Raw genomic sequence first — 21417 nt, 5'->3', positions numbered from 1 at the left:
CGGCCCGCGATGGGTTCGGGCTTTCCGACCCTGCTGCACAAAGAGCTGATGCGCTTCTGGAAGGTCGGCCTGCAGACCATCGCCGCGCCGGTGGTCACGGCGCTGCTGTACCTGCTGATCTTTTCCCACGTGCTGGAAGACCGCGTCCAGGTGTACGACACGATCTCCTACACCGCTTTCCTGATTCCCGGGCTGATGATGATGAGCATGCTGCAAAACAGCTTTGCCAATCCCTCCTCGTCCCTGATCCAGAGCCGCATCACCGGCAACCTGATCTTCGTGCTGCTGCCGCCGTTCTCCCACCGCCAGATCTTTGCCGCCTACATCCTGGCGGCAGTCGTGCGCGGGCTGTGCGTGGGGGCCTGTGTCTGGCTGGTGGCGCTGTTCTTCGTGCGCCTGCCGGTCGCGGAACCCCTCTGGCTGCTGGTCTTCGCCGTGCTGTCGTGCTGGATCCTTGGGGTGCTCGGCCTGGTCGCGGGCCTGTGGTCGGAAAAATTCGACCAGTTGGCGGCCTTCCAGAACTTCCTGATTGTGCCCGCCACATTCCTGTCGGGCGTGTTCTACTCGATCCACAGCCTGCCGCCCTTCTGGCAGGAAGTCTCGCGCTGGAACCCCGTGTTCTACATGATCGACGGCTTCCGCTACGGATTCTTCGCGGCGTCCGATGTTTCCCCCTGGCACGGCCTGGCCATCGTGCTGGCCGTCGCCGTGGCCCTGAGCCTGTTTGCCCTGCGCCTGCTGGCGCGCGGCTACAAACTACGGAGCTGAACCATGTCTCCCACCCCCGACCACGTCCGCCAGTACATTGCCGACAACCTGCCCTGCGAGCATCTCGAAGTCTACGGCGACGGCGCCCATTTCGAAGCCCTGATCGTCAGCCCCCTGTTCGAGGGCAAGCGCACGCTGGCCCGCCACCAGGCCGTCTACCAGGCCCTGGGTGAGCGCATGCGCGCGGAAATCCACGCCCTGTCGATGCGCACCCTGACGCCCGCCGAATACGAAACCATCAAGAACAATGGATAAGCTGTTGATCCAGGGCGGGCGGCCGCTGCAGGGCGAAGTCGCCATTTCGGGCGCCAAGAACGCCGCCCTGCCGATCCTCTGCGCCTCGCTGCTCACCGCCGATCCCCTGGCGCTGGACAACGTGCCGGATCTGCGCGACATCGGCACCACCCTGACCCTGCTGCAGCGCATGGGCGTGCGCGCGCAGCGCGGGGAGGGAAACCGCGTCACCCTGCAGGCCGACGAAGTCTCCAGCCAGGAAGCCCCCTACGAACTGGTCAAGACCATGCGGGCGTCCATCCTGGTGCTGGGCCCGCTGGTGGCGCGCTTCGGCCGCGCCCGGGTCAGCCTGCCGGGCGGCTGCGCCATCGGCCAGCGGCCGGTGGACCAGCACATCAAGGGCCTGGCCGCCATGGGCGCGCACATCCGCATCGAGCACGGCTTTGTCGTCGCCGAGGCCAGGCGCCTGCGCGGCGCCAGCATCCTCACGGACATGGTCACCGTCACCGGCACCGAAAACCTGATGATGGCCGCCGCCCTGGCCGAGGGCCGCACCGTGCTGGAAAACGCCGCCTGCGAACCCGAGGTCGTCGACCTGGCCCACATGCTGGTCGCCATGGGCGCCCACATCGAGGGCCACGGCACCGACCGCATCGTCATCGAGGGCGTCGAGCGCCTGCACGGCGCGGCCCACCGCATCGTGCCCGACCGCATCGAAGCCGGCACCTTCCTGTGCGCCGTGGCGGCCACGGGCGGCGACATCACCCTGCGCCATGCGGCCCCCGATACGCTGGGCGCGGTGCTGGACAAACTGCGCGACGCCGGGCTCGAAATCACCACCGGGCCGGACTGGATCCGCGCCCGCATGGCCGGCCGGCCACGCGCCACGGGCTTTCGCACCAGCGAATACCCGGGCTTCCCGACCGACATGCAGGCCCAGCTCATGGCCTTGAACACCCTGGCCGACGGCACCGCCGTCATCACCGAAAACATCTTCGAAAACCGCTACATGCACGTGCAGGAACTGCACCGCATGGGCGCGGACATCGAGATCGACGGCCACACCGCCGTGGTCCAGGGCGTCGAGCAACTGCTCGGGGCCACCGTCATGGCCACCGACCTGCGCGCCTCGGCCAGCCTGGTGATCGCCGGCCTGGCGGCCAGCGGCCAGACCACGGTGGAGCGCATCTACCACCTGGACCGCGGCTACGAACGCATGGAGCTCAAGCTCCAGGCGCTGGGCGCGGACATCCAACGCATTCAATGACAGGCCCCGCATGGCTCTCCACCCTCTGACCCTGGCGCTGTCCAAGGGCCGCATCTTCGAAGAAACCCTGCCCCTGCTGGCCGCCGCCGGCGTGAACGTATCCGAGAACCCGGAATCCTCGCGCAAGCTGATCCTGCCCACGGATTCCGACGACCTGCGCATCATCATCGTGCGCGCCTCCGACGTGCCCACCTACGTCCAGTACGGCGCGGCCGACTTCGGCATCGCCGGCAAGGATGTGCTGCACGAGCACATGGCGCAGCACCCGGGCGGCCTGTACCAGCCCACCGACCTGAACATCGCCCGCTGCCGCCTCTGCGTGGCCGCCCCCGAAGGCTTCGATTACCAGGCCGCCGTGCACCAGGGTTCGCGCCTGCGCATCGCCACCAAGTACGTGCGCGCCGCGCGCGAGCACTTCGCCGCCAAGGGCGTGCACGTGGACATCATCAAGCTCTACGGCTCGATGGAGCTGGCCCCGCTGGTGGGCCTGGCCGACGCCATCGTCGACCTGGTGTCCTCGGGCGGCACGCTGCGCGCCAACCGCCTGGTCGAAGTCGAGGAAATCCGCCAGATCTCCTCGCGCCTGATCGTCAACCAGGCCGCGCTCAAGATGAAGGGCGCGCGCCTGCAGCCCTTCCTGGATGCTTTCGCCCGGGCCGCCGCACAGTAAGATAGAACCCACCCCATTCCAATCGCCGCCATGTCCCTGATTCACCGCCTGGATGCCCGCTCTCCCGATTTCGATGCGGCCCTGACCCGCCTGCTGGCCTACGACGCCTCCCAGGACGAGGCCATCGAGACCGCCGTGCGCGAGATCCTCCGCGACGTGCAGGCGCGCGGCGACGCGGCCATCCTGGACTACACGGCGCGTTTCGACCGCGTACAGGCCGACGACCTGTCGGCGCTGGAAATCCCCCGCGCCGACTGGCTGGCGGCCCTGGACAGCCTGCCCGCCGATCAGCGCGCGGCGCTCGAAGCCGCCGCCGACCGCGTGCGCCGCTACCACGAACACCAGCGCGCCGAAACCTGGACCTACACCGAACCCGACGGCACGATGCTGGGCCAGCAAGTCACCGCGCTGGACCGCGTCGGACTGTACGTGCCGGGCGGCAAGGCCGCCTACCCGTCTTCCGTGCTGATGAACGCCATCCCGGCCAAGGTCGCCGGCGTGCCCGAGCTGATCATGGTCACGCCCACGCCCGGCGGCGTGCGCAATCCCATGGTGCTGGCCGCCGCCGCCCTGGGCGGCGCGGACCGCGTGTTCGCCATCGGCGGAGCCCAGGCCGTGGGCGGCCTGGCCTATGGCACGCGCACGCTGCCCGCGGTGGACAAGATCGTCGGGCCGGGCAACGCCTACGTCGCGGCGGCCAAGCGCCGCGTGTTCGGCACGGTGGGCATCGACATGATCGCCGGCCCGTCCGAGATCCTGATCGTGGCCGACGGCAGCACGCCGGCCGAATGGCTGGCCATCGACCTGTTCTCCCAGGCCGAGCACGACGAACTCGCCCAGGCCATCCTGTTGTGCCCGGACGGCGACTACCTGGACGCCGTCCAGACCGCCATCGAGCGGTTGCTGCCCGCCCAGCCGCGCGCCGATATCCTGCGCATCAGCCTGGCCAACCGGGGCGCGCTGATCCGCACCGACAGCCTTGAGCAGGCATGCGGCATCGTCAACCGCATCGCCCCCGAACACCTGGAGCTCTCCACCCGGGATCCGCAGGCCCTGCTGCCCCTGGTGCGCCACGCGGGCGCGATCTTCCTGGGCGCCTACAGCTCCGAATCCCTGGGCGATTACTGCGCCGGGCCGAACCACGTCCTGCCCACCGCGCGCACGGCGCGCTTCTCCTCGCCGCTGGGCGTGTATGATTTCCAGAAGCGCAGCAGCCTGATCCAGGTGTCGCGCGCCGGCGCCCAGACCCTGGGCCGCATCGCCGCCACCCTGGCCACGGGCGAGGGTCTGCACGCCCACGCCGCCAGCGCCTCGCTGCGCCTGGACCCCTGACATCCGCCCGGGCGGCCCCGCACGGCCGCGCGGTTCCCACCCGAACGAGCCTTCATCGCCCATGCGCACCGCCACCATCGAACGCAACACCCAGGAAACCCGCATCCGCGTCAGCATCAATCTCGACGGCACCGGCACCCGCACGCTGAACACCGGCGTGCCTTTCCTGGATCACATGCTCGACCAGATCGCCCGCCACGGCCTGTTCGACCTGGACGTCCACTGCGACGGCGACACCCACATCGACGACCACCACAGCGTGGAAGACGTCGGCATCACGCTGGGCCAGGCCTTCGCCGCCGCCGCGGGCGACAAGGCCGGCCTGCGCCGCTACGGCCACGCCTACGTGCCGCTGGACGAGGCCCTGTCGCGCGTGGTGGTGGATCTTTCCGGCCGCCCCGGCCTGTTCTACCGGGTGGACTACGCCCGCGCCCGCATCGGCACCTTCGACGTCGATCTGGCGCGCGAGTTCTTCCAGGGTTTCGTCAATCACGCCCAGGCGACCGTGCACATCGACAATCTGCATGGGGAAAACGCCCACCACCAGTGCGAGACGATCTTCAAGGCCTTCGGCCGCGCCCTGCGCATGGCCACCGAAGTCGATCCGCGCGCCGGGGGCGCCATCCCCTCGACCAAGGGCTCGCTGTAATCCACCCCGCCTACCGTCCCAGGATCTCCGCATCGTGACCCGCATCGCCATCGTCGACTACGGCATGGGCAACTTCCATTCCGTCGCCCGCGCCCTGCAAGCCGCCGCCCCCGACCACGACATCCGCATCGCCCGGGAGGCCGGCGAAATCCGCGCCGCCGACCGTGTCGTGTTTCCGGGCCAGGGCGCCATGCCCGACTGCATGCGCACCCTGGATACCTCCGGGCTGCGCGAAGCCGTGCTGCAGGCCGCCCGCGAGAAACCGCTGCTGGGCGTGTGCGTGGGCGAACAGATGCTGTTCGAAGCCAGCGACGAGGGCGACACCCCCGGCCTGGGCCTGTTCGCCGGCCGTGTACGCCGCTTTCAGGGCCCGGCCTTCGACCATGCCACCGGCGACGGCGCCCGGCTGAAAGTGCCCCACATGGGCTGGAACGCCGTCACCCAGACGCGCGCCCACCCGCTCTGGGAAGGCATCGCCCAGGACACGCCGTTTTATTTCGTGCACAGCTATTACGCCGAACCCGCCGATCCGGCGCTGGCGGCCGGCACCAGCCTCCACGGCCTGCCATTTTGCTGCGCCATTGCGGACGGCAATATTTTTGCCGTACAGTTTCACCCAGAAAAGAGCGCAGCCCCCGGGCTGCGGATGTACCGCAATTTCACCCGCTGGCAGCCCTGAAACCATCCGGCTCCCGGCACCGCTTCCTCCTTTCGGCACTGACCACGACGACCATGCTTCTCATCCCCGCCATCGATCTCAAAGACGGGCATTGCGTGCGCCTGCGCCAGGGCGACCTGGACCAGGCCACCGTGTTTTCCGAAGATCCCGCCGCCATGGCCACCCAATGGGTCGACCAGGGCACGCGCCGCCTGCACCTGGTTGACCTGAACGGCGCCGTCGCCGGCAAGCCGCGCAACCGCGCCGCCATCCAGGCCATCATCGAGGCCGTCGACGAATCCATCCCCGTGCAGATCGGCGGGGGCATCCGCGACCTGGACACGGTCGAATACTACCTGGACAACGGCATCTCCTACGTCATCATCGGCACGGCGGCGGTCAAGGATCCCGGTTTTCTCAGCGACGCCTGCTCGGCCTTCCCCGGCCACATCATCGTCGGCCTGGACGCACGCGACGGCAAGGTCGCCACCGACGGCTGGTCGAAACTGACCCGCCACGACGTGCTGGACCTGGCCCGCAAGTTCGAGGACTACGGCTGCGAGTCCATCATCTACACCGATATCGGCCGCGACGGCATGCTCTCGGGCGTCAACATCGAGGCCACCGTGCGCCTGGCGCAGCACGTCCGCATCCCTGTGATCGCCTCGGGCGGCGTCGCCTCGCTGGACGACATCCGCGCCCTGTGCGAAGTGTCCCAAGAAGGCGTCGACGGCGCCATCCTGGGCCGCAGCCTGTACGAAGGCACCCTGGATTTCGCCGCCGCCCAGGCCCTGGCCGACGAACTCGTCGGCTCCGCGGAAGAAGACGAGGGCGACGGCGCATGACCCAAGCCGCCGCAGTGGCCGGGCAGCCGGCCCTCTCGGGCCTGTGCCGCCGCATCATCCCCTGTCTGGACGTCAATGCCGGACGGGTGGTCAAGGGGGTGAACTTCGTCAACCTGACCGATGCCGGCGACCCGGTGGAAATCGCCCGCCGCTACGACGAGCAGGGCGCCGACGAAATCACCTTCCTGGACATCACGGCCACGTCCGACAACCGCGGCCTGATCCTGCCCATCATCGAAGCGGTCGCGCGCCAGGTCTTCATCCCCCTGACGGTCGGCGGCGGCGTACGCGAGGTGGGCGACGTGCAGCGCCTGCTGGACGCCGGCGCCGACAAGGTCTCGATCAACAGCGCGGCGGTCGCCCGCCCCGAGCTCGTGGCCGAGGCCGCGCGCCACCACGGATCGCAATGCATTGTCGTCGCGCTCGACGCACGCCGCGTCAGCGGCGCGGATGAGCCCCCGCGCTGGGAAATCTTCACCCACGGCGGGCGCCGCGCCACAGGGCTGGACGCCGTGCAGTGGGCGCGCCGCATGGCCGACCTGGGCGCCGGCGAACTGCTGCTGACCAGCATGGACCGCGACGGCACCAAATCCGGTTTCGACCTGGAACTGACCCGCACCGTCTCGGACGCCGTGCCGGTGCCGGTGATCGCCTCGGGCGGCGTCGGCACCCTGCAGCACCTGGCCGACGGCGTCACCCTGGGCCACGCCAGCGCCGTGCTGGCCGCCAGCATTTTTCATTTCGGCCAGCACACCCTGGCCGAGGCCAAGGCCTACCTGGCCGCCCGAGGCATCCCGGTGCGCACCGCCCCCGGGCAGGCCACCGCATGACGGCGTCCGCTTCCCCCGAAGACTGGCTGGCGGCCCTGCGCTTCGACGAACAGGGCCTGATCCCCGCCATCGCCCAGGATGCCTGCACCGGCACCGTGCTGATGATGGCATGGATGAACGCCGAGGCGGTCCGCGAGACCGTGCGCACCGGCCAGGCCGTGTACTATTCGCGCTCACGCGCCCGCCTGTGGCGCAAGGGCGAGGAATCCGGCCACGTCCAGCAGGTCCACGACATCCGCCTGGATTGCGACGGCGACGTGCTGCTGCTCAAGATCACCCAGATCGGCGGCATCGCCTGCCACACCGGGCGCGAGCGATGCTTCTACCGCAGCCTCGACCTGAACGGCATGCAGCCGGCCTGGGCCGTCCAGGATCCCGTGCTGAAGGATCCGACGGCCATCTACGGGCATCCGCACCCGGACAAGCACTGAGCGTGCGCATCCGGCGCGGTTTTCCTTCGATCACGGATCCATCCACATGACGACTCCCTCCTCTGCCGATATCCTGGCCCGGCTGGCCGACACCCTGGCGACGCGCCGGCCCGATCGCGGCGGGGATCCGCAGACCTCCTACACCGCCAAGCTGCTGGCGCGTGGCCCCGACGCCTTCCTGAAGAAGATCGGAGAAGAAGCCACCGAACTGGTCATGGCCGCCAAGGACGGCACCCGCGAGCGCATCGTCGCCGAAACCGCCGACCTGTGGTTCCACTGCCTGGTCGCCCTGACGCATTTCGACCTGCGCCCCGAAGACGTGCTGGCCGAACTGGCGCGCCGCGAGGGCCTGTCCGGCCTGGAAGAAAAAGCATCGCGGCCCCGGGATTGAGCCCCGTCCGCGCCCGCCTTCTCGGGACATACCCGCAAACAAGGCATCCCGCCCCGCCGCGTCGAACCGGCCCTCGCGAAAATATGGCAACATACGGGATTGATGGGGCCGATGTCCGGCCCTGCCTCGTAGATCCCCATGAGCCACGATTGCCTGTTCTGTAAAATCGCCCGGCACGAAATTCCCGCCCGCATTGTCCACGAAGACGACGAATTCCTCGCGTTCCACGACATCAACCCGGCGGCGCCCGTGCACCTGCTGCTGATTCCGAAACATCACGTGGCCTCCCTGGCCGAGATCGGCCCCGCCGACGGCGATTGGCTGGCGCGCATGCTGCGTCTGGCGCCCGAGATCGCTTTCGGCAACGGCTGCAACCCCCTGCCCGCCGGGGGCTTCCGCCTGGTGGCCAACACCGGCGCCGAAGGCGGGCAGGAAATCGATCACCTGCATTTCCACATCCTGGGGGGCGAACGCCCCTGGTCAAACCGCGCGGCGCCCGCCGCTTAAGGAGTTCTCATGGGTAGTTTCAGCATTTGGCACTGGCTGATCGTCCTGGTCATCGTGGCCCTGATCTTCGGCACGAAAAAATTGCGCAACATGGGCGAAGACCTCGGCGGCGCCGTCAAGGGCTTCAAGAAGGGCATGAAAGACGCGCAGGACGACTCCGCCGCCAAGCCCGCCGTCACCCAGCAGACCCAGGATCCCGATACCGTGGACGTCCAGGCCCGCGAAAAGACCGACGCCTGATCCCCGCCGCCCACCGGATTCGCCATGTTTGATGTCAGCTTCAGCGAACTGATGCTGATCGGCGTCATCGCGCTGATCGTCATCGGCCCCGAGCGCCTGCCCAAGGTCGCCCGCACCATCGGGCACCTGCTCGGCCGCGCCCAGCGCTACGTGAACGAAGTCAAGACCGATATCCAGAAGGAAATGGATCTCAAGGAAATCGGCGACATCAAGCATCAGATGGAAGACGCCGCCCGCTCGGTCCAGACCTCGATGACCTCGTCGGTGGACGACCTGAAGGCGGCCGTCACCCAGCCCACGCAGGCGCTCAAGGACACCCTGGACCAGGCCCGCCAGGCGCTGGATCCCCTGCCTTCCGGCACCTCCGCGCCGGCTGCCGCCGATGCCGATGCGTCCGCGCCCCAGGCACCGGCCTCCATTCCCCCGGCGCCCAGGCCGGAACCGGCCGCTGAACCGGCGCCCGCCTCCCGGCCCGCGCCGGCTTCCCCCGAATCCAGCCACTGAAGCCCGGCATGACAGACGCTTCCGAACCCTCCTCCCAGGACACGTTCATCTCCCATCTGGTCGAACTGCGCACGCGCCTGCTGCGGGCCGTGGCGGCCGTGCTGGGCATCTTCGTGGTGCTGTTCATCTACCCCGGCCCCTCGCCGATCTACGACCTCCTGGCCCAGCCCATGCTGGCGACCCTGCCCCAGGGAACCCGCATGATCGCCACCGGCGTCATCACCCCTTTCATGGTGCCGATCAAGGTCACCCTGCTGGCCTCCTTCGTGCTGGCCCTGCCGGTGGTCCTGTACCAGGCCTGGGCCTTCGTCGCCCCGGGCCTGTATCGCCACGAACAACGCCTGGCGCTGCCGCTGATCATCTCCAGCACCCTGCTGTTCCTGGCGGGAATGGCATTCTGCTATTTCGTGGTCTTCCACACGGTGTTCAGCTTCATTGCCCATTTCGCGCCGCAATCCATCACCCCCGCGCCGGACATCGAAGCCTACGTCAATTTCGTGCTCACCATGTTCCTGGCCTTCGGCGTGACCTTCGAGGTCCCGATCGCGGTCATCCTGCTGGTCAAGACCGGCATGGTCACGGTGAAGAAACTGCGCGAGATCCGCGGCTATGTGATCGTCGGCGCCTTCGTCGTCGCCGCCGTGGTGACGCCGCCCGATGTGCTCAGCCAGATCCTGCTGGCCGCGCCGTTGTGTCTGCTGTATGAAATCGGCATCCTGGCCGGCGCCGCCATCGAGAAGCGCAAGCCCGCGCCAGAGGACGAGGCCGACTCCGCGCGCGACCTCAGCCGCACGGACGCTCCCACTGGCGAGCCGGGCGACTGAGGCGCGCCTGCCCGGGCCCGCCGCCGTCCGGCGAGGGCCGGGACGCCCGCCTCAACGAGCGCCCAGCACCCGGTCCTGCACCTTCAGAAAGGCCTCGGCCTTGCTGAATCCCACCACCCGGGCCTCGGGAATCAACCGTCCCCGCGCATCGAAAAACAGAATGCCCGGCGGGCCGAACAGATCGAAGCGCGCCAGCAGCGCGCGATCCTCGTCCGTCATCCGGGTGACATCCGCCTGCAACAGCAGCATCCGGTCCATACGATCCGACACGGCCGGATCGCTGAAGGTGAATTTCTCCATCTCCAGGCAGGACACGCACCAGTCGGCGTAGAAATCCAGCATCACGGGCCGGTCGGTGGCGGCCAGCCGCGCGTCCAGATCCGCCAGCGACGCCACGCGCGTGAAACGGGCGCGAACCGCGGCGGGATCCGCGGACGCCGCCACGCCGCCCGCACCGGCGGTGAATGGCGCCAGAGGGCGCAGCATATCCTGCCCGCCCGCCAGCAGGCCGGCCCCCTGCGCCAACCCCCACAGGGCCAGCATCGCAGCCAGGGCGCGCGCCAGCAGCCGCATCGGCCCGGTTTCATCCGGGTCCCGGCCCGCCGCCGACCAGACCAGCAACGCGGCCCACAGGGCCAGCAGGATCCAGCCGGCGACGTACAGCCCGTCGGCCAGGAGAGGCCGCGCCATCCACCACGCGGTCGCCAGCAGCAGCAGGCCGAAGCCCCCTTTCAGCAACGCCATCCAGGCGCCCGCACGCGGAATCAAGGCGCCCGCCCCGGCCCCCACGGCCAGCAGCAGCAGGCCCTCACCCCAGGCCAGCGCGAACAGGGCGGCGCCGCCCACCACCACGTCGCCGGTCTGTGAGATGAACAGCAGCACGCCGGCCAGCGGCGCGGCCACGCACGGGCCGACGATGAGGGCCGACAACGCCCCCATTGCGAACACGCCGCCCGCGCGCCCCCCCGGCAGGCGCTGCAGGCGCGCCTGCATGGCCGACTGCAGGCCCACAGGCGCCTGCAGAGTGAATACATCCAGCATCGCCAGGGCGAACAGCGCCAGCAGGACGGCAAACGTGCCCAGCACCCAGGGCGACTGCAGCCAGGCCGCCAGACCGGCGCCCAGCAGGCCGGCCGCCACACCCAGCGCGGTATACACCAGGGACATGCCCAGCACGTAGAGAGCCGCCAGCCCCAGGCCCCGCGCCCGGCCGACCGCGCCGCTGCCGGAGATCACGGCCAGCAAAATGGGCACCATGGGCAGCACGCAGGGCGTGAGGGACAGCAAGGCGCCCAGCAGCAAGCTCAACGCCAGGATCTGCCACATCGGCGCCTGATGCAGCCAGGCCGCCATGCCCCGGTCGCCCCATTCCAGCCAGGACCCGCCGCCGGGTGCGGCGAGCGCGGCGCCGGCCTGCCCGGCCAACATCCCGGATGCGTCCGGGGCAGCCGTCTCGTCGCGCGGCGGCGGCACCCGATCACTCGCCAGATCGCCGACCGCGCGATAGCCGTCGCCGTCCGCCTGCAGGACAAAGGTTTTTGTCATGGGCGGATAGCACAGGCCGGCATCGGCGCAGCCTTGTCCCGTGATCGTGACCTGCAAAGGCCCCTGGGCGCCTGGCCGCAGGGCCGCGCGCAGCGTCACGCCTTCATGGAAGACCTCCATGTCCTTTTCGAACGTAGGGTCATACTTGACCCGCCCGCGCGGCAGATGAAGCGCATCACCCCACTCCGGCACACGGGTTTCGGCTTCTGGCGGGGTCAGATCGGAGCGCCGGAACAGCAGCAATGCGCCCTGGGCGTCTTCGATACGCACTTCGAAGCGATCCTGGTACATGTAATAGCCTGGAGCGATCCGCCAGTGCATGTCGAGCGTCAGGGGATCCGTCATCGCCACCGTTTCCACGAACGCCAGCGCGGGGTCCAGAAACTCATCCTGGGCGCGAACGGCATTGGGGGCGCACAACACACCCAGCGCCAGCAATAGCGCGCTCAGCCCGGCTGCGGCGCGACGCGAGAAGCCCTGCAGGCGCGCGCGCGGAAGCGGGCCCGGCGACAGCGGCAGGCGGAGGTCCGGCAGAAACGACATCGGTGAATTCCTTGCAGACAATGACGGGAAGGCCCGTCAGGCATCCCCGGCGGCGGGCTGGGCGGCGGCCCGGGTGCCCTGGGCCACCCAGCTCAGGTAGGCGCGGCTGCCCGCCGGCACGCCGAGCACCACGAATTCGGGAATTTCGTAGGGGTGCAGGTCGCACAAGCGCGCATACAGCGCGGGCAGCGCATCGGCCGCCGTCTTGAAGGTGAGCTGGACTTCGTCCGTACCTTCGAGCTCGCCCTGCCACAGATACATGGAGATCACTGCCGGGCCCACCTGGGCGCACGCCACGAGGGATTCTTCGACCAGCACATGCGCGATACGCTTGGCCAGCAGTTCGTCGGGCGCGGTGCTGAGCACCACCACGGTGTCGGTAGGCGCCCCGGCCTGGCGCACGACAGGGGTGGACTCGCCGCCAGGTGTCTGATCTTTCATGATTTCCACGGCAATGGGGTATTGAATCCATTGTACCCGGGGATGCCGCGCGGCATGTATGCGCCAACGCAAAACGGGCTCCTCGCGGAACCCGTTTCTGGTGCGGCACCGCCCCCCCGGGGCGGCATGGCCTGGCTTACTCGCCGGCCGGCGCCTCGGCTTCGGGGCGATCGACCAGTTCCATGTAGGCCATGGGGGCGTTGTCGCCCTGGCGGAAGCCCATCTTCAACACGCGGGTATAACCGCCGTTACGGGCGGCGAAGCGCGGCCCGATATCGTTGAAGAGCTTGGTGACGGCGTCACGGTCGCGCAGGCGGGCGAAGGCCAGGCGGCGGTTGGCCAGCGTAGGGTTCTTGCCCAGGGTGATCAGGGGCTCGACCACGCGGCGCAGTTCCTTGGCCTTGGGGAGGGTAGTCTTGATGGCTTCGTGGGTCAGCAGGGACACCGCCATGTTGCGGAACATGGCCAGACGGTGGCTGCTGGTGCGGTTCAGTTTGCGAAGGCCGTGACGATGGCGCATTTCGGTTTCCTTTTGAATCTATGAAACCCGGATCTTCTATCGGATCAGAGCGCCTCGTGTTCGGAAAGCGCCTCACCGCGGCCCGGGTGGGTTGAATCCCGGCCGCCAAAACGGCCAGGGCGGGATATTAGCATGTGCGCGGCCGCGGCAGGCGGCCTTGCACACGCCGGTACTGCGATCAGGGGCGCTCGAGGCCGACGGGCGGCCAGTTTTCGAGCTTCATGCCCAGGGTCAGGCCGCGTGCGGCCAGGACTTCCTTGATCTCGTTGAGCGACTTGCGCCCCAGGTTCGGCGTCTTGAGCAGCTCGTTCTCGGTGCGCTGGATCAGGTCGCCGATGTAGTAGATGTTCTCGGCCTTCAGGCAGTTGGCCGAACGCACCGTCAGTTCGAGGTCGTCGACCGGACGCAGCAGCACCGGATCGATCGGCGCCGACTGGCCGCCCACCGGCAGGCTGGTGGTCAGTTGGCCGGCGTCCTTGTCGGCCAGCGACACGAACACGGAAATCTGGTCCATCAGGATGCGGGCCGACTGGCGCACGGCTTCCTCGGGGCTGATGACGCCATTGGTTTCCACGTCCAGCACCAGCTTGTCCAGGTCGGTGCGCTGCTCGACGCGGGCGTTCTCGACGGCGTAGCTGACGCGGCGCACAGGGCTGAAAGAGGCATCCAGCACGATCTGGCCGATGGTGGCCGAACGGTCGTCGGCCAGGGCGCGCACATTGCCCGGCACGTAGCCGCGGCCTTGCTCGACCTTGACCTGCATTTCCAGGCGGCCGTTGTCCGTCAGGGTGGCGATCAGGTGATCCGGATTGACGATCTCGACGTCGTGGGGCAGCTCGATGTCGCGGGCGCGGACTTCGCCGGGGCCCTGCTTGTTGAGCTGCAGCGTGACTTCGTCGCGGTTGTGGAGCTTGAACACCACACCCTTGAGATTCAGGAGGATGTCGACCACGTCCTCGCGCACGCCGGTGATCGTGGAGTATTCATGCACGACGCCGCTGATCTGGACTTCAGTGGGGGCGTAGCCCGTCATGGAAGACAGCAGGATACGGCGCAGGGCGTTGCCCAGCGTGTGGCCGTAGCCGCGTTCGAAGGGCTCCATCACGACCTTGGCGTGATGCGCGCTCAGGGTCTCGACGGAAATGGTACGGGGCTTCAGAAAACCTTGTGCGGACATGGATGTTCCTTTTCAATACCCTCGGCTCGTTACACCGATAAGGCTGACGGAATGAAGAACCGGCGGTGAAACCGGAACACGAACACAGCCCACCTCGGGCTGACGGCCGGAGCGTGGGCTGTGCTGCGGATCCCGGACACCTGGCCCGGAACCCGCGCGGCGGCGCAAGGCCGCCGGAATCGATTAGCGGGAATACAATTCCACGACCATGGATTCATTGACGTCGTGAGCGACGTCGGCACGGTCCGGAACCTGCTTGAACACGCCCGACAGCTTGCTCGCATCGACTTCGACCCACTGGGGCAGGCCATTGCCGGTCGCCAGTTCCAGGGATTCCTTGATGCGCCCCTGGCTCTTGGCCTTCTCGCGCACGGTGATCACGTCGCCGGCCTTGACCAGCATCGAAGCGATGTCGGCGGTCCGGCCGTTCAGTTCGATGGCGCGGTGGTTCACCAGTTGGCGCGCTTCGGCGCGGGTCGAGCCGAAGCCCATGCGGTAGACGACGTTGTCCAGACGCGACTCCAGCAACTGGATCAGCGTCTCGCCGGTGTTGCCGCGGCGACGGTCGGCTTCGGCGAAGTACTTGCGGAACTGCTTTTCCAGCACGCCGTACATGCGCTTGAGTTTCTGCTTTTCACGCAACTGCAGGCCGAAATCCGAAGTGCGCGAACCCGAGATGCGGCCGTGCTGGCCGGGCTTGGATTCCAGCTTGCACTTGGAATCCAGCGAACGGCGGGCGCTCTTCAGGAACAGGTCGGTGCCTTCGCGACGCGAAAGCTTGCATTTGGGTCCAGTGTAACGAGCCAAGATGTTCCCCTTAGATACGACGACGCTTGGGCGGACGGCAGCCGTTGTGCGGCACCGGCGTGATGTCCGAAATGCTGGAGATCTTGATCCCCAGGGCATTCAGGGCGCGCACGGAGGATTCGCGGCCGGGACCGGGGCCCTTGATGCGGACTTCCAGCGTCTTGATGCCGTACTCCTGGGCCACGCGGCCGGCGGACTCGGCAGCCACCTGGGCGGCGAACGGCGTCGACTTGCGCGAGCCCTTGAAGCCGGCGCCGCCGGACGTGGCCCACGACAGGGCGTTGCCCTGACGGTCGGTGATGGTGATGATGGTGTTGTTGAAGGACGCGTGGACGTGAGCGATCCCGTCGGCCACGTTCTTCTTGACTTTCTTGCGGACGCGCGAGGCGCCGCTCTGAGCTTTCGCCATGTTCTTTCCTCAGGTTATTTCTTCAGGGACGCTGCGGCGCGACGCGGGCCCTTGCGGGTGCGCGCGTTGGTGCGGGTGCGCTGGCCGCGCACCGGCAGGCCGCGCTTGTGGCGCATGCCACGATACGTGCCCAGGTCGATCAGGCGCTTGATCGACAACTGCACTTCGCGGCGCAGGTCGCCCTCGATCGTGTAGCCGTTGATCTGTTCGCGGATCTTTTCCAGTTCCTCGTCGGTCAGATCCTTGATCTTCTTCGAGTACTCGATGCCGGTCGCTTCGCAAATCTTGCGGGCGCGGGTGCGGCCGATGCCAAAGATGGCCGTCAGACCGATCTCGGCGTGTTGGTGCGGCGGAATATTGATGCCAGCAATACGGGCCATGACTGTTCCTCGTGAAATCCGTGATGCCCGGCCTTAGCCTTGGCGTTGCTTGTGACGCGGGTCGGTGCAGATGACGCGCACCACGCCGTGACGTTTGATGATTTTGCAGTTGCGGCAGATCCGCTTTACCGATGCCATTACCTTCATGGTGATCTCCTGGTTCTTGACCGGCCGCTACCTATTTGGAGCGGAAAACAATCCTGGCGCGCGACAGGTCATAGGGCGTGAGCTCCACTGTGACCTTGTCACCCGGAAGGATCCGGATGTAGTGCATACGCATCTTGCCCGAAATATGGCCCAATACCATGTGGCCGTTTTCCAGCTTGACGCGGAACGTTGCGTTGGGCAGGTTTTCGATGACCTCCCCTTGCATCTGGATGACGTCGTCCTTGGACATGTTGTTCAGCGCATGGGTAAACCCGCGCCACCCTTGAAGTTGGCCTTCCTGAGCAACGAATCGTACTGTTGGGACATCATGTAAGCCTGCGCCTGCGCCATGAAATCCATGGCGACCACGACGATGATCAGCAGGGACGTGCCGCCAAAGTAGAAAGGCACGTTCCAGCGCATCTGCATCAGCTCGGGCAGCAGGCAAACCAGCGTGACGTAGATCGCTCCCGCCAGCGTCAGCCGCATGAGGATCTTGTCGATGTAGCGGGCGGTCTGCTCGCCGGGACGGATCCCGGGCACGAAGGCGCCGCTTTTCTTCAGGTTGTCCGCCGTCTCGCGGCTGTTGAACACCAGCGCCGTGTAGAAGAAGCAGAAGAAAATGATCAGGCCCGAATACAGCGTCACGTACAACGGCTGCTGCGGCGACAGTGCGGCCGCCAGATCGCCCAGCCAGCGCATGTTCGGGTTGCTGGAAAACCAGCTTGTGACCGTCGCGGGCAGCAGGATGATCGACGAGGCGAAGATCGGCGGGATCACGCCGGACATGTTCAGCTTCAGCGGCAAGTGCGAGGACTGGCCGCCATAGAGCTTGTTGCCCACCTGGCGCTTGGCGTAGTTCACCGTGATGCGGCGTTGGCCACGCTCGACGAAAACCACGAAGTAGGTCACCGCCACGACCAGCGCCAGGATGAACAGCGCCGACAGGATGGACATCGAATCCGTGCGGACCAGATCGAGCATGCCGCCCAGCGCGCCGGGCAGGCCGGCGACGATCCCGGCGAAGATCAGCAGGGAAATGCCATTGCCCAGGCCGCGCTCGGTGATCTGCTCGCCCAGCCACATGATGAACATGCTGCCGGTGACCAGCGTCACGATCGCGGTGAAGCGGAACAGCAGGCCCGGATCGATGACCAGGCCGGGCTGGGATTCCAGCGCCACCGAGATGCCGATCGCCTGGAAGGTCGCCAGGAACACCGTGCCATAGCGGGTGTACTGGGTGATCTTGCGCTGGCCCGACTGGCCCTCTTTCTTGATGGCCTCCAGCGTGGGAACCACCACAGCCAGCAACTGCATGATGATGGCCGCCGAGATATACGGCATGATGCCCAGCGCCAGCACCGAGAAGCGCTCCAGGGCGCCGCCCGAGAACATGTTGAACAGCCCCAGGATACCGCCCTGGTTCTGCTGGAACAGGTCGGCCAGCGCATCCGGGTTGATGCCGGGCACGGGGATGTGCGTCCCCAGGCGATAGACGATCAGGGCGAGCACGAGAAACAGGATGCGGCGCTTGAGATCGCCGTATCCTGCGCTGGGCTTATGTGCCTGAGCTTTGGCCACTGCCGCCCCTTACGCCAGCGAACCGCCGGCCGCTTCGATCGCGGCGCGCGCGCCGGCCGTCGCATTGATGCCGCGCAGGGTGACCTTGCGGGACAGTTCGCCGGTCTTGATGACCTTGACGGTGCGAACCAGCTCGCCCACCAGGCCGGCGGCCTTCAGGACCTGCAGATCGATTTCATCGACCGGCAGCGCCTGGAGATCCGACAGGCGGATTTCGGCGAACAGGTGGCGGCCCAGCGGCGTGAAGCCGCGCTTGGGCAGGCGGCGCTGCAGCGGCATCTGGCCGCCTTCGAAACCGACCTTGTGAAAACCGCCCGCGCGGGACTTCTGGCCCTTATGGCCACGGCCGGCGGTCTTGCCCAGACCGGAACCGATGCCACGGCCCACGCGGCGGCGGGGACGCTTGGCGCCTTCGGCGGGGGCGAGCGTGTTCAGTTGAGTGACGGACATCTGAATTCCTTTAGGCTTCCGAGACGGTGACCAGATAATCCACTTTGCGGATCATCCCGCGCACCTCGGGGGTATCGACCAGGACACGGCTGCTGTTGACCTTGCCCAGACCCAGACCGCGCACCGTGGCGCGGTGGGACTTGTGCGTGCCGATGACGGAGCGCACGAGCGTGACTTTGATTTGCTTCTGTGCCATGTCTTACCCCAGGATTTCTTCGACGGACTTGCCGCGCTTGGCCGCGATTTCCGCAGGCGTGGAGCAGGCGCGAAGGCCGTTGAGGGTCGCACGGACCATGTTGTAGGGATTGCTGGAGCCGAGGCTCTTGGCCACGACGTTGCGCACGCCCATCACTTCGAAGATGGCGCGCATCGGGCCGCCGGCGATCACGCCGGTCCCTTCGGCGGCCGGCGAGATCAGCACCGTCGAGGCGCCGTGCTTGCCCACCACGGTGTGGTGCAGCGTGCCGTTCTTCAGGGCCACCTTGAGCAGGCCGCGACGGGCCTGTTCCATGGCCTTCTGAACGGCGACGGGCACTTCGCGGGCCTTGCCCTTGCCCATGCCGATGCGGCCATCTCCGTCGCCGACCACGGTCAGCGCGGCGAAGCTCATCGTGCGGCCGCCCTTGACGACCTTGCTGACGCGGTTGACCGCGATCATCTTTTCACGCATGCCGTCGTCGCGTTCCTGCTCCGGGGCGTGCTTGCCTTGTGCTTTAGCCATGTGATTCCCTTAGAACTTCAAGCCGGCTTCACGCGCAGCTTCGGCCAACGCCTTGACGCGGCCATGGTAACGGAAGCCCGAACGGTCGAAAGCGACGAGTTCGATGCCGGCAGCCTTGGCCTTCTCGGCCACGCGCTTGCCGACCAGAGTGGCGGCGGCGGCATTGCCGCCATTGGCCTTCTGGCTGGCGAGTTCCTTGCGGACCTCGGGCTCGAGCGTCGAGGCGCTGACGAGCACGCGGTCGCCTTCCGGCGAAATGATGTTGGCGTAGATGTGCAGATTCGTGCGGTGCACCGCCAGGCGATGCACGCGCAACTCGTGAATCTTGCGGCGGGTTGCCGCGGCACGACGCAAACGGGAAGTTTTCTTGTCCATGATTCGTCCTTGCCTGCGTGCTTATTTCTTCTTGGTTTCTTTCAGGATCACGCGCTCGTCCGCATAGCGCACGCCCTTGCCCTTGTAGGGCTCGGGTTCGCGATAAGCGCGGATTTCGGCGGCGACCTGGCCGACGACCTGCTTGTTGGAGCCCTTGACCACGACCTCGGTCTGGGAAGGGCACTCGATCTTGATCCCCTCGGGGATGTCATGCAGGATGTCGTGCGAGAAACCAAGCTGCAGCTTCAGGGCGTTGCCCTGGACCTGGGCGCGGAAACCCACGCCGACCAGGTTCAGGCGGCGTTCGAAGCCGGTGCTGACGCCCGTGACCATGTTGTTCACCAGCGCGCGCACGGTGCCCGACATGGCGTTGGCCTGGCGGGAATCGTTGGCGACGGCGAAGGTGATCTGGCCGTCTTCCTGGGTGACCCGGACATTGCCGTCCAGGGCCTGGGTCAGGGTGCCCAGCGGGCCCTTGACGACGATCTGCCCGGCGCTGATGGTGGCTTCGACGCCTTTCGGCAGCGCGACGGGGTATTTGGCGATGCGTGACATGGTTGAAATCTCCTTATGCCACGTAGCAGAGCACTTCGCCGCCGACGCCGTTGGCGCGGGCCTTGCGGTCCGTCATGACGCCACGGGGGGTCGAGACGATCGCCACGCCCAGGCCGTTCATGACCTGGGGAATGGCGGTGCTGCTCTTGTAGATACGCAGGCCGGGACGCGAGACGCGGTCGATGCGCTCGATCACCGGGCGGCCGGCATAATACTTCAGGGTGAGTTCCAGTTCCGGCTTGGCTTGTTCGCCGCCGATACGGAAATCCTCGATGTAGCCTTCGTCCTTCAGCACGGCGGCAATGGCCGCCTTCAGCTTGGAGGAGGGCATGGAAACCGACGTCTTGTTGACCATTTGTGCATTGCGCACACGGGTCAGCATATCGGCGATGGGATCGCTCATGCTCATGTGTGATTCTCCTACCAGCTTGCCTTGGTCATGCCGGGCACTTCGCCGCGCATGGTCATTTCACGCAGTTTGTGACGGGTCAGCCCGAACTTGCTGAACACGCCGCGGGAGCGGCCCGTCACCACGCAGCGGTTGCGCTGGCGGGTGGGGTTGGCGTTGCGCGGCAGTTGTTGCAGTGCCAGGCGCGCCTGATAGCGTTCTTCGTCGGATTTGGACTGGTCGGCGATGATCGCCTTCAGCGCGGCGCGCTTGGCGGCGAATTTCTCGGCCAGCTTGGCGCGCTTGATGTCGCGATTGATGAGGGAAAGTTTTGCCACGTCAGCCCCTTAGTTGCGGAAGGGGAAGCTGAATGCGCTCAACAGCGCCTTGGCTTCCTCGTCGGTCTTTGCGGTGGTGGTGATGCTGATGTTCATCCCGCGCACGGCATCGATCTTGTCGTACTCGATTTCCGGGAAGATGATCTGTTCCTTCACACCGATGTTGTAGTTGCCACGGCCATCGAAGGCACGGCCCGACACGCCGCGGAAGTCGCGCACGCGGGGCAGGGCCACCGAGATCAGACGGTCCAGGAATTCATACATGCGCTGGCCGCGCAGAGTGACCATGCAGCCGATCGGATAGTCTTCGCGGATCTTGAAACCGGCGATCGCCTTGCGGGTCTTGGTGATCACGGGCTTCTGGCCGGCGATCTTGGTCATGTCGCCCACGGCGTTCTCGATGACCTTCTTGTCGGCGACGGCTTCGGACACGCCCATGTTCAGGGTGATCTTGGTGATGCGGGGCACCTCCATGATCGACTTGTAGCCGAACTTCGCCTGCAGGTCGGCGGCGACCTTGGAGCGATAGAAATCTTGTAAACGAGCCATTTTGTACGCGCCCCTTATGCCTTCGCGCCAACGACAGCGCCGTTGGAGCGGAAAATGCGAACCTTGGCGCCGTCCACGACCTTGACGCCGACGCGGTCGCCCTTGCCGGTTTCGGGATTGTAGAGCGCCACATTCGAGATGTGGATGGGCAGGGTCTTGTCGATGATGCCGCCTTGGGCCCCCGTCATGGGGTTGCCGCGGGCGTGCTTCTTCACGACGTTGATGCCTTCGACCAGCACGTGATCGTCGCCGACCCGGGCCACCACGGTGCCACGGCGGCTGCGGTCGCGGCCAGACAGCACGATGACTTCGTCGCCTTTGCGAATATTTTGCATGATCGG

Annotated in this window: 34 protein-coding genes; 15 read left to right on the top strand and 19 right to left on the bottom strand. The window is 66.8% G+C overall.

The annotated features are described in order from the left end of the window. Positions 1-9 precede the first annotated feature (9 nt). The 15 genes from ABRZ00_RS05750 to tatC all read left to right on the top strand — a co-directional run bounded on the left by ABRZ00_RS05750 (position 10) and on the right by tatC (position 10150). Positions 10-768 (top strand): ABC transporter permease, encoded by a 759-nt coding sequence (locus tag ABRZ00_RS05750; protein WP_343835014.1) that lies wholly within the window; start codon positions 10-12, stop codon positions 766-768. A gap of 3 nt (positions 769-771) precedes the next feature. Further along, positions 772-1023 carry a BolA/IbaG family iron-sulfur metabolism protein gene (locus tag ABRZ00_RS05745; RefSeq protein ID WP_343834910.1) on the top strand — a complete coding sequence of 84 codons (252 nt, stop codon included), beginning with the start codon at positions 772-774 and terminating at the stop codon, positions 1021-1023. Beyond that, entirely contained in the window at positions 1016-2269 is a 1254-nt protein-coding gene (gene murA / locus ABRZ00_RS05740) for a UDP-N-acetylglucosamine 1-carboxyvinyltransferase (protein ID WP_368642671.1), read from the top strand. The genes ABRZ00_RS05745 and murA overlap by 8 nt, the downstream gene beginning before the upstream one ends. Positions 2270-2279: 10 nt before the next feature. Continuing rightward, on the top strand, positions 2280-2939 hold the full coding sequence (gene hisG, locus ABRZ00_RS05735) for an ATP phosphoribosyltransferase (RefSeq protein ID WP_368639878.1): 660 nt from the start codon (positions 2280-2282) through the stop codon (positions 2937-2939). A 30-nt stretch (positions 2940-2969) separates the two neighbouring features. Beyond that, complete coding sequence (gene hisD / locus ABRZ00_RS05730; RefSeq protein ID WP_368642672.1) at positions 2970-4271, top strand: histidinol dehydrogenase; 1302 nt, start codon at positions 2970-2972, stop codon at positions 4269-4271. A gap of 61 nt (positions 4272-4332) precedes the next feature. Next, on the top strand, positions 4333-4920 hold the full coding sequence (gene hisB / locus ABRZ00_RS05725) for an imidazoleglycerol-phosphate dehydratase HisB (protein ID WP_343834906.1): 588 nt from the start codon (positions 4333-4335) through the stop codon (positions 4918-4920). 34 nt (positions 4921-4954) lie between these two features. Further along, positions 4955-5599 carry an imidazole glycerol phosphate synthase subunit HisH gene (gene hisH, locus ABRZ00_RS05720; RefSeq protein WP_343834905.1) on the top strand — a complete coding sequence of 215 codons (645 nt, stop codon included), beginning with the start codon at positions 4955-4957 and terminating at the stop codon, positions 5597-5599. Positions 5600-5652: 53 nt separating this feature from the next. Then, positions 5653-6423, top strand: a complete 771-nt coding sequence (gene hisA, locus ABRZ00_RS05715; protein WP_368647867.1) for a 1-(5-phosphoribosyl)-5-[(5-phosphoribosylamino)methylideneamino]imidazole-4-carboxamide isomerase — start codon at positions 5653-5655, stop codon at positions 6421-6423. Continuing rightward, a complete protein-coding gene (gene hisF, locus ABRZ00_RS05710; RefSeq protein ID WP_343834903.1) occupies positions 6420-7253 on the top strand; it encodes an imidazole glycerol phosphate synthase subunit HisF in 834 nt (277 codons plus the stop codon). Before hisA ends, hisF begins: the two co-directional genes overlap by 4 nt. Further along, positions 7250-7684: a phosphoribosyl-AMP cyclohydrolase gene (gene hisI, locus ABRZ00_RS05705; RefSeq protein WP_368647866.1), complete on the top strand. Its 435-nt coding sequence runs from the start codon at positions 7250-7252 to the stop codon at positions 7682-7684. The genes hisF and hisI overlap by 4 nt, the downstream gene beginning before the upstream one ends. A gap of 46 nt (positions 7685-7730) precedes the next feature. Next, a complete protein-coding gene (locus ABRZ00_RS05700; RefSeq protein ID WP_343834901.1) occupies positions 7731-8075 on the top strand; it encodes a phosphoribosyl-ATP diphosphatase in 345 nt (114 codons plus the stop codon). Between the two features lie 138 nt (positions 8076-8213). Next, positions 8214-8582, top strand: a complete 369-nt coding sequence (locus tag ABRZ00_RS05695; protein WP_368639884.1) for a histidine triad nucleotide-binding protein — start codon at positions 8214-8216, stop codon at positions 8580-8582. A gap of 9 nt (positions 8583-8591) precedes the next feature. Continuing rightward, the gene (gene tatA, locus ABRZ00_RS05690) at positions 8592-8822 is read left to right on the top strand and encodes a Sec-independent protein translocase subunit TatA (protein ID WP_368644576.1); all 231 of its coding nucleotides are present in this window, start codon (positions 8592-8594) and stop codon (positions 8820-8822) included. Positions 8823-8846: 24 nt separating this feature from the next. Further along, positions 8847-9326: a Sec-independent protein translocase protein TatB gene (gene tatB / locus ABRZ00_RS05685; protein ID WP_368642677.1), complete on the top strand. Its 480-nt coding sequence runs from the start codon at positions 8847-8849 to the stop codon at positions 9324-9326. An 8-nt stretch (positions 9327-9334) separates the two neighbouring features. Continuing rightward, the gene (tatC, locus tag ABRZ00_RS05680; RefSeq protein WP_343834897.1) at positions 9335-10150 is read left to right on the top strand and encodes a twin-arginine translocase subunit TatC; all 816 of its coding nucleotides are present in this window, start codon (positions 9335-9337) and stop codon (positions 10148-10150) included. A gap of 51 nt (positions 10151-10201) precedes the next feature. Here tatC and dsbD read toward each other — a convergent pair whose 3' ends face one another. The 19 genes from dsbD to rplX form a co-directional block, all read right to left on the bottom strand. Continuing rightward, positions 10202-12238 carry a protein-disulfide reductase DsbD gene (dsbD, locus tag ABRZ00_RS05675; RefSeq protein ID WP_368644575.1) on the bottom strand — a complete coding sequence of 679 codons (2037 nt, stop codon included), beginning with the start codon at positions 12236-12238 and terminating at the stop codon, positions 10202-10204. 36 nt (positions 12239-12274) lie between these two features. Continuing rightward, on the bottom strand, positions 12275-12679 hold the full coding sequence (gene cutA / locus ABRZ00_RS05670) for a divalent-cation tolerance protein CutA (protein WP_368642679.1): 405 nt from the start codon (positions 12677-12679) through the stop codon (positions 12275-12277). Between the two features lie 136 nt (positions 12680-12815). After that, entirely contained in the window at positions 12816-13199 is a 384-nt protein-coding gene (rplQ, locus tag ABRZ00_RS05665) for a 50S ribosomal protein L17 (RefSeq protein WP_043678910.1), read from the bottom strand. 178 nt (positions 13200-13377) lie between these two features. Next, positions 13378-14376 (bottom strand): DNA-directed RNA polymerase subunit alpha, encoded by a 999-nt coding sequence (rpoA, locus tag ABRZ00_RS05660; RefSeq protein WP_343834892.1) that lies wholly within the window; start codon positions 14374-14376, stop codon positions 13378-13380. 183 nt (positions 14377-14559) lie between these two features. After that, a complete protein-coding gene (gene rpsD / locus ABRZ00_RS05655; protein WP_368644574.1) occupies positions 14560-15183 on the bottom strand; it encodes a 30S ribosomal protein S4 in 624 nt (207 codons plus the stop codon). Between the two features lie 10 nt (positions 15184-15193). After that, complete coding sequence (rpsK, locus tag ABRZ00_RS05650) at positions 15194-15592, bottom strand: 30S ribosomal protein S11 (protein WP_325125302.1); 399 nt, start codon at positions 15590-15592, stop codon at positions 15194-15196. A gap of 14 nt (positions 15593-15606) precedes the next feature. Next, positions 15607-15972, bottom strand: coding sequence for a 30S ribosomal protein S13 (gene rpsM / locus ABRZ00_RS05645; RefSeq protein WP_043678921.1), 366 nt, complete (start codon positions 15970-15972; stop codon positions 15607-15609). A gap of 33 nt (positions 15973-16005) precedes the next feature. Then, positions 16006-16119, bottom strand: coding sequence for a 50S ribosomal protein L36 (gene rpmJ, locus ABRZ00_RS05640; protein WP_003805360.1), 114 nt, complete (start codon positions 16117-16119; stop codon positions 16006-16008). A gap of 31 nt (positions 16120-16150) precedes the next feature. Continuing rightward, entirely contained in the window at positions 16151-16369 is a 219-nt protein-coding gene (infA, locus tag ABRZ00_RS05635) for a translation initiation factor IF-1 (protein ID WP_043678924.1), read from the bottom strand. A 5-nt stretch (positions 16370-16374) separates the two neighbouring features. Next, a complete protein-coding gene (secY, locus tag ABRZ00_RS05630) occupies positions 16375-17700 on the bottom strand; it encodes a preprotein translocase subunit SecY (RefSeq protein WP_343834890.1) in 1326 nt (441 codons plus the stop codon). A 9-nt stretch (positions 17701-17709) separates the two neighbouring features. Further along, complete coding sequence (gene rplO, locus ABRZ00_RS05625) at positions 17710-18150, bottom strand: 50S ribosomal protein L15 (protein WP_320348320.1); 441 nt, start codon at positions 18148-18150, stop codon at positions 17710-17712. 10 nt (positions 18151-18160) lie between these two features. Further along, positions 18161-18346 carry a 50S ribosomal protein L30 gene (gene rpmD / locus ABRZ00_RS05620; RefSeq protein WP_043678932.1) on the bottom strand — a complete coding sequence of 62 codons (186 nt, stop codon included), beginning with the start codon at positions 18344-18346 and terminating at the stop codon, positions 18161-18163. Between the two features lie 3 nt (positions 18347-18349). Continuing rightward, a complete protein-coding gene (gene rpsE, locus ABRZ00_RS05615) occupies positions 18350-18871 on the bottom strand; it encodes a 30S ribosomal protein S5 (RefSeq protein WP_269356055.1) in 522 nt (173 codons plus the stop codon). A 9-nt stretch (positions 18872-18880) separates the two neighbouring features. Continuing rightward, entirely contained in the window at positions 18881-19246 is a 366-nt protein-coding gene (rplR, locus tag ABRZ00_RS05610) for a 50S ribosomal protein L18 (protein WP_343834888.1), read from the bottom strand. A 21-nt stretch (positions 19247-19267) separates the two neighbouring features. Beyond that, complete coding sequence (gene rplF, locus ABRZ00_RS05605; protein WP_343834886.1) at positions 19268-19801, bottom strand: 50S ribosomal protein L6; 534 nt, start codon at positions 19799-19801, stop codon at positions 19268-19270. Positions 19802-19814: 13 nt separating this feature from the next. After that, complete coding sequence (gene rpsH, locus ABRZ00_RS05600) at positions 19815-20210, bottom strand: 30S ribosomal protein S8 (RefSeq protein WP_343834885.1); 396 nt, start codon at positions 20208-20210, stop codon at positions 19815-19817. Between the two features lie 11 nt (positions 20211-20221). After that, entirely contained in the window at positions 20222-20527 is a 306-nt protein-coding gene (rpsN, locus tag ABRZ00_RS05595) for a 30S ribosomal protein S14 (RefSeq protein WP_343834883.1), read from the bottom strand. Between the two features lie 9 nt (positions 20528-20536). Then, entirely contained in the window at positions 20537-21076 is a 540-nt protein-coding gene (gene rplE, locus ABRZ00_RS05590; RefSeq protein ID WP_343834882.1) for a 50S ribosomal protein L5, read from the bottom strand. A 14-nt stretch (positions 21077-21090) separates the two neighbouring features. Continuing rightward, entirely contained in the window at positions 21091-21411 is a 321-nt protein-coding gene (gene rplX, locus ABRZ00_RS05585) for a 50S ribosomal protein L24 (RefSeq protein WP_368642681.1), read from the bottom strand. Positions 21412-21417 lie beyond the last annotated feature (6 nt).

The sequence above is a fragment of the Castellaniella ginsengisoli genome, from assembly GCF_040955415.1.
Taxonomy (GTDB): Bacteria; Pseudomonadota; Gammaproteobacteria; order Burkholderiales; family Burkholderiaceae_B; genus Castellaniella; species Castellaniella ginsengisoli.
The sequence above is the reverse complement of the archived record's forward strand: the minus strand, read 5'-3'. Positions and strand labels throughout refer to the sequence as shown.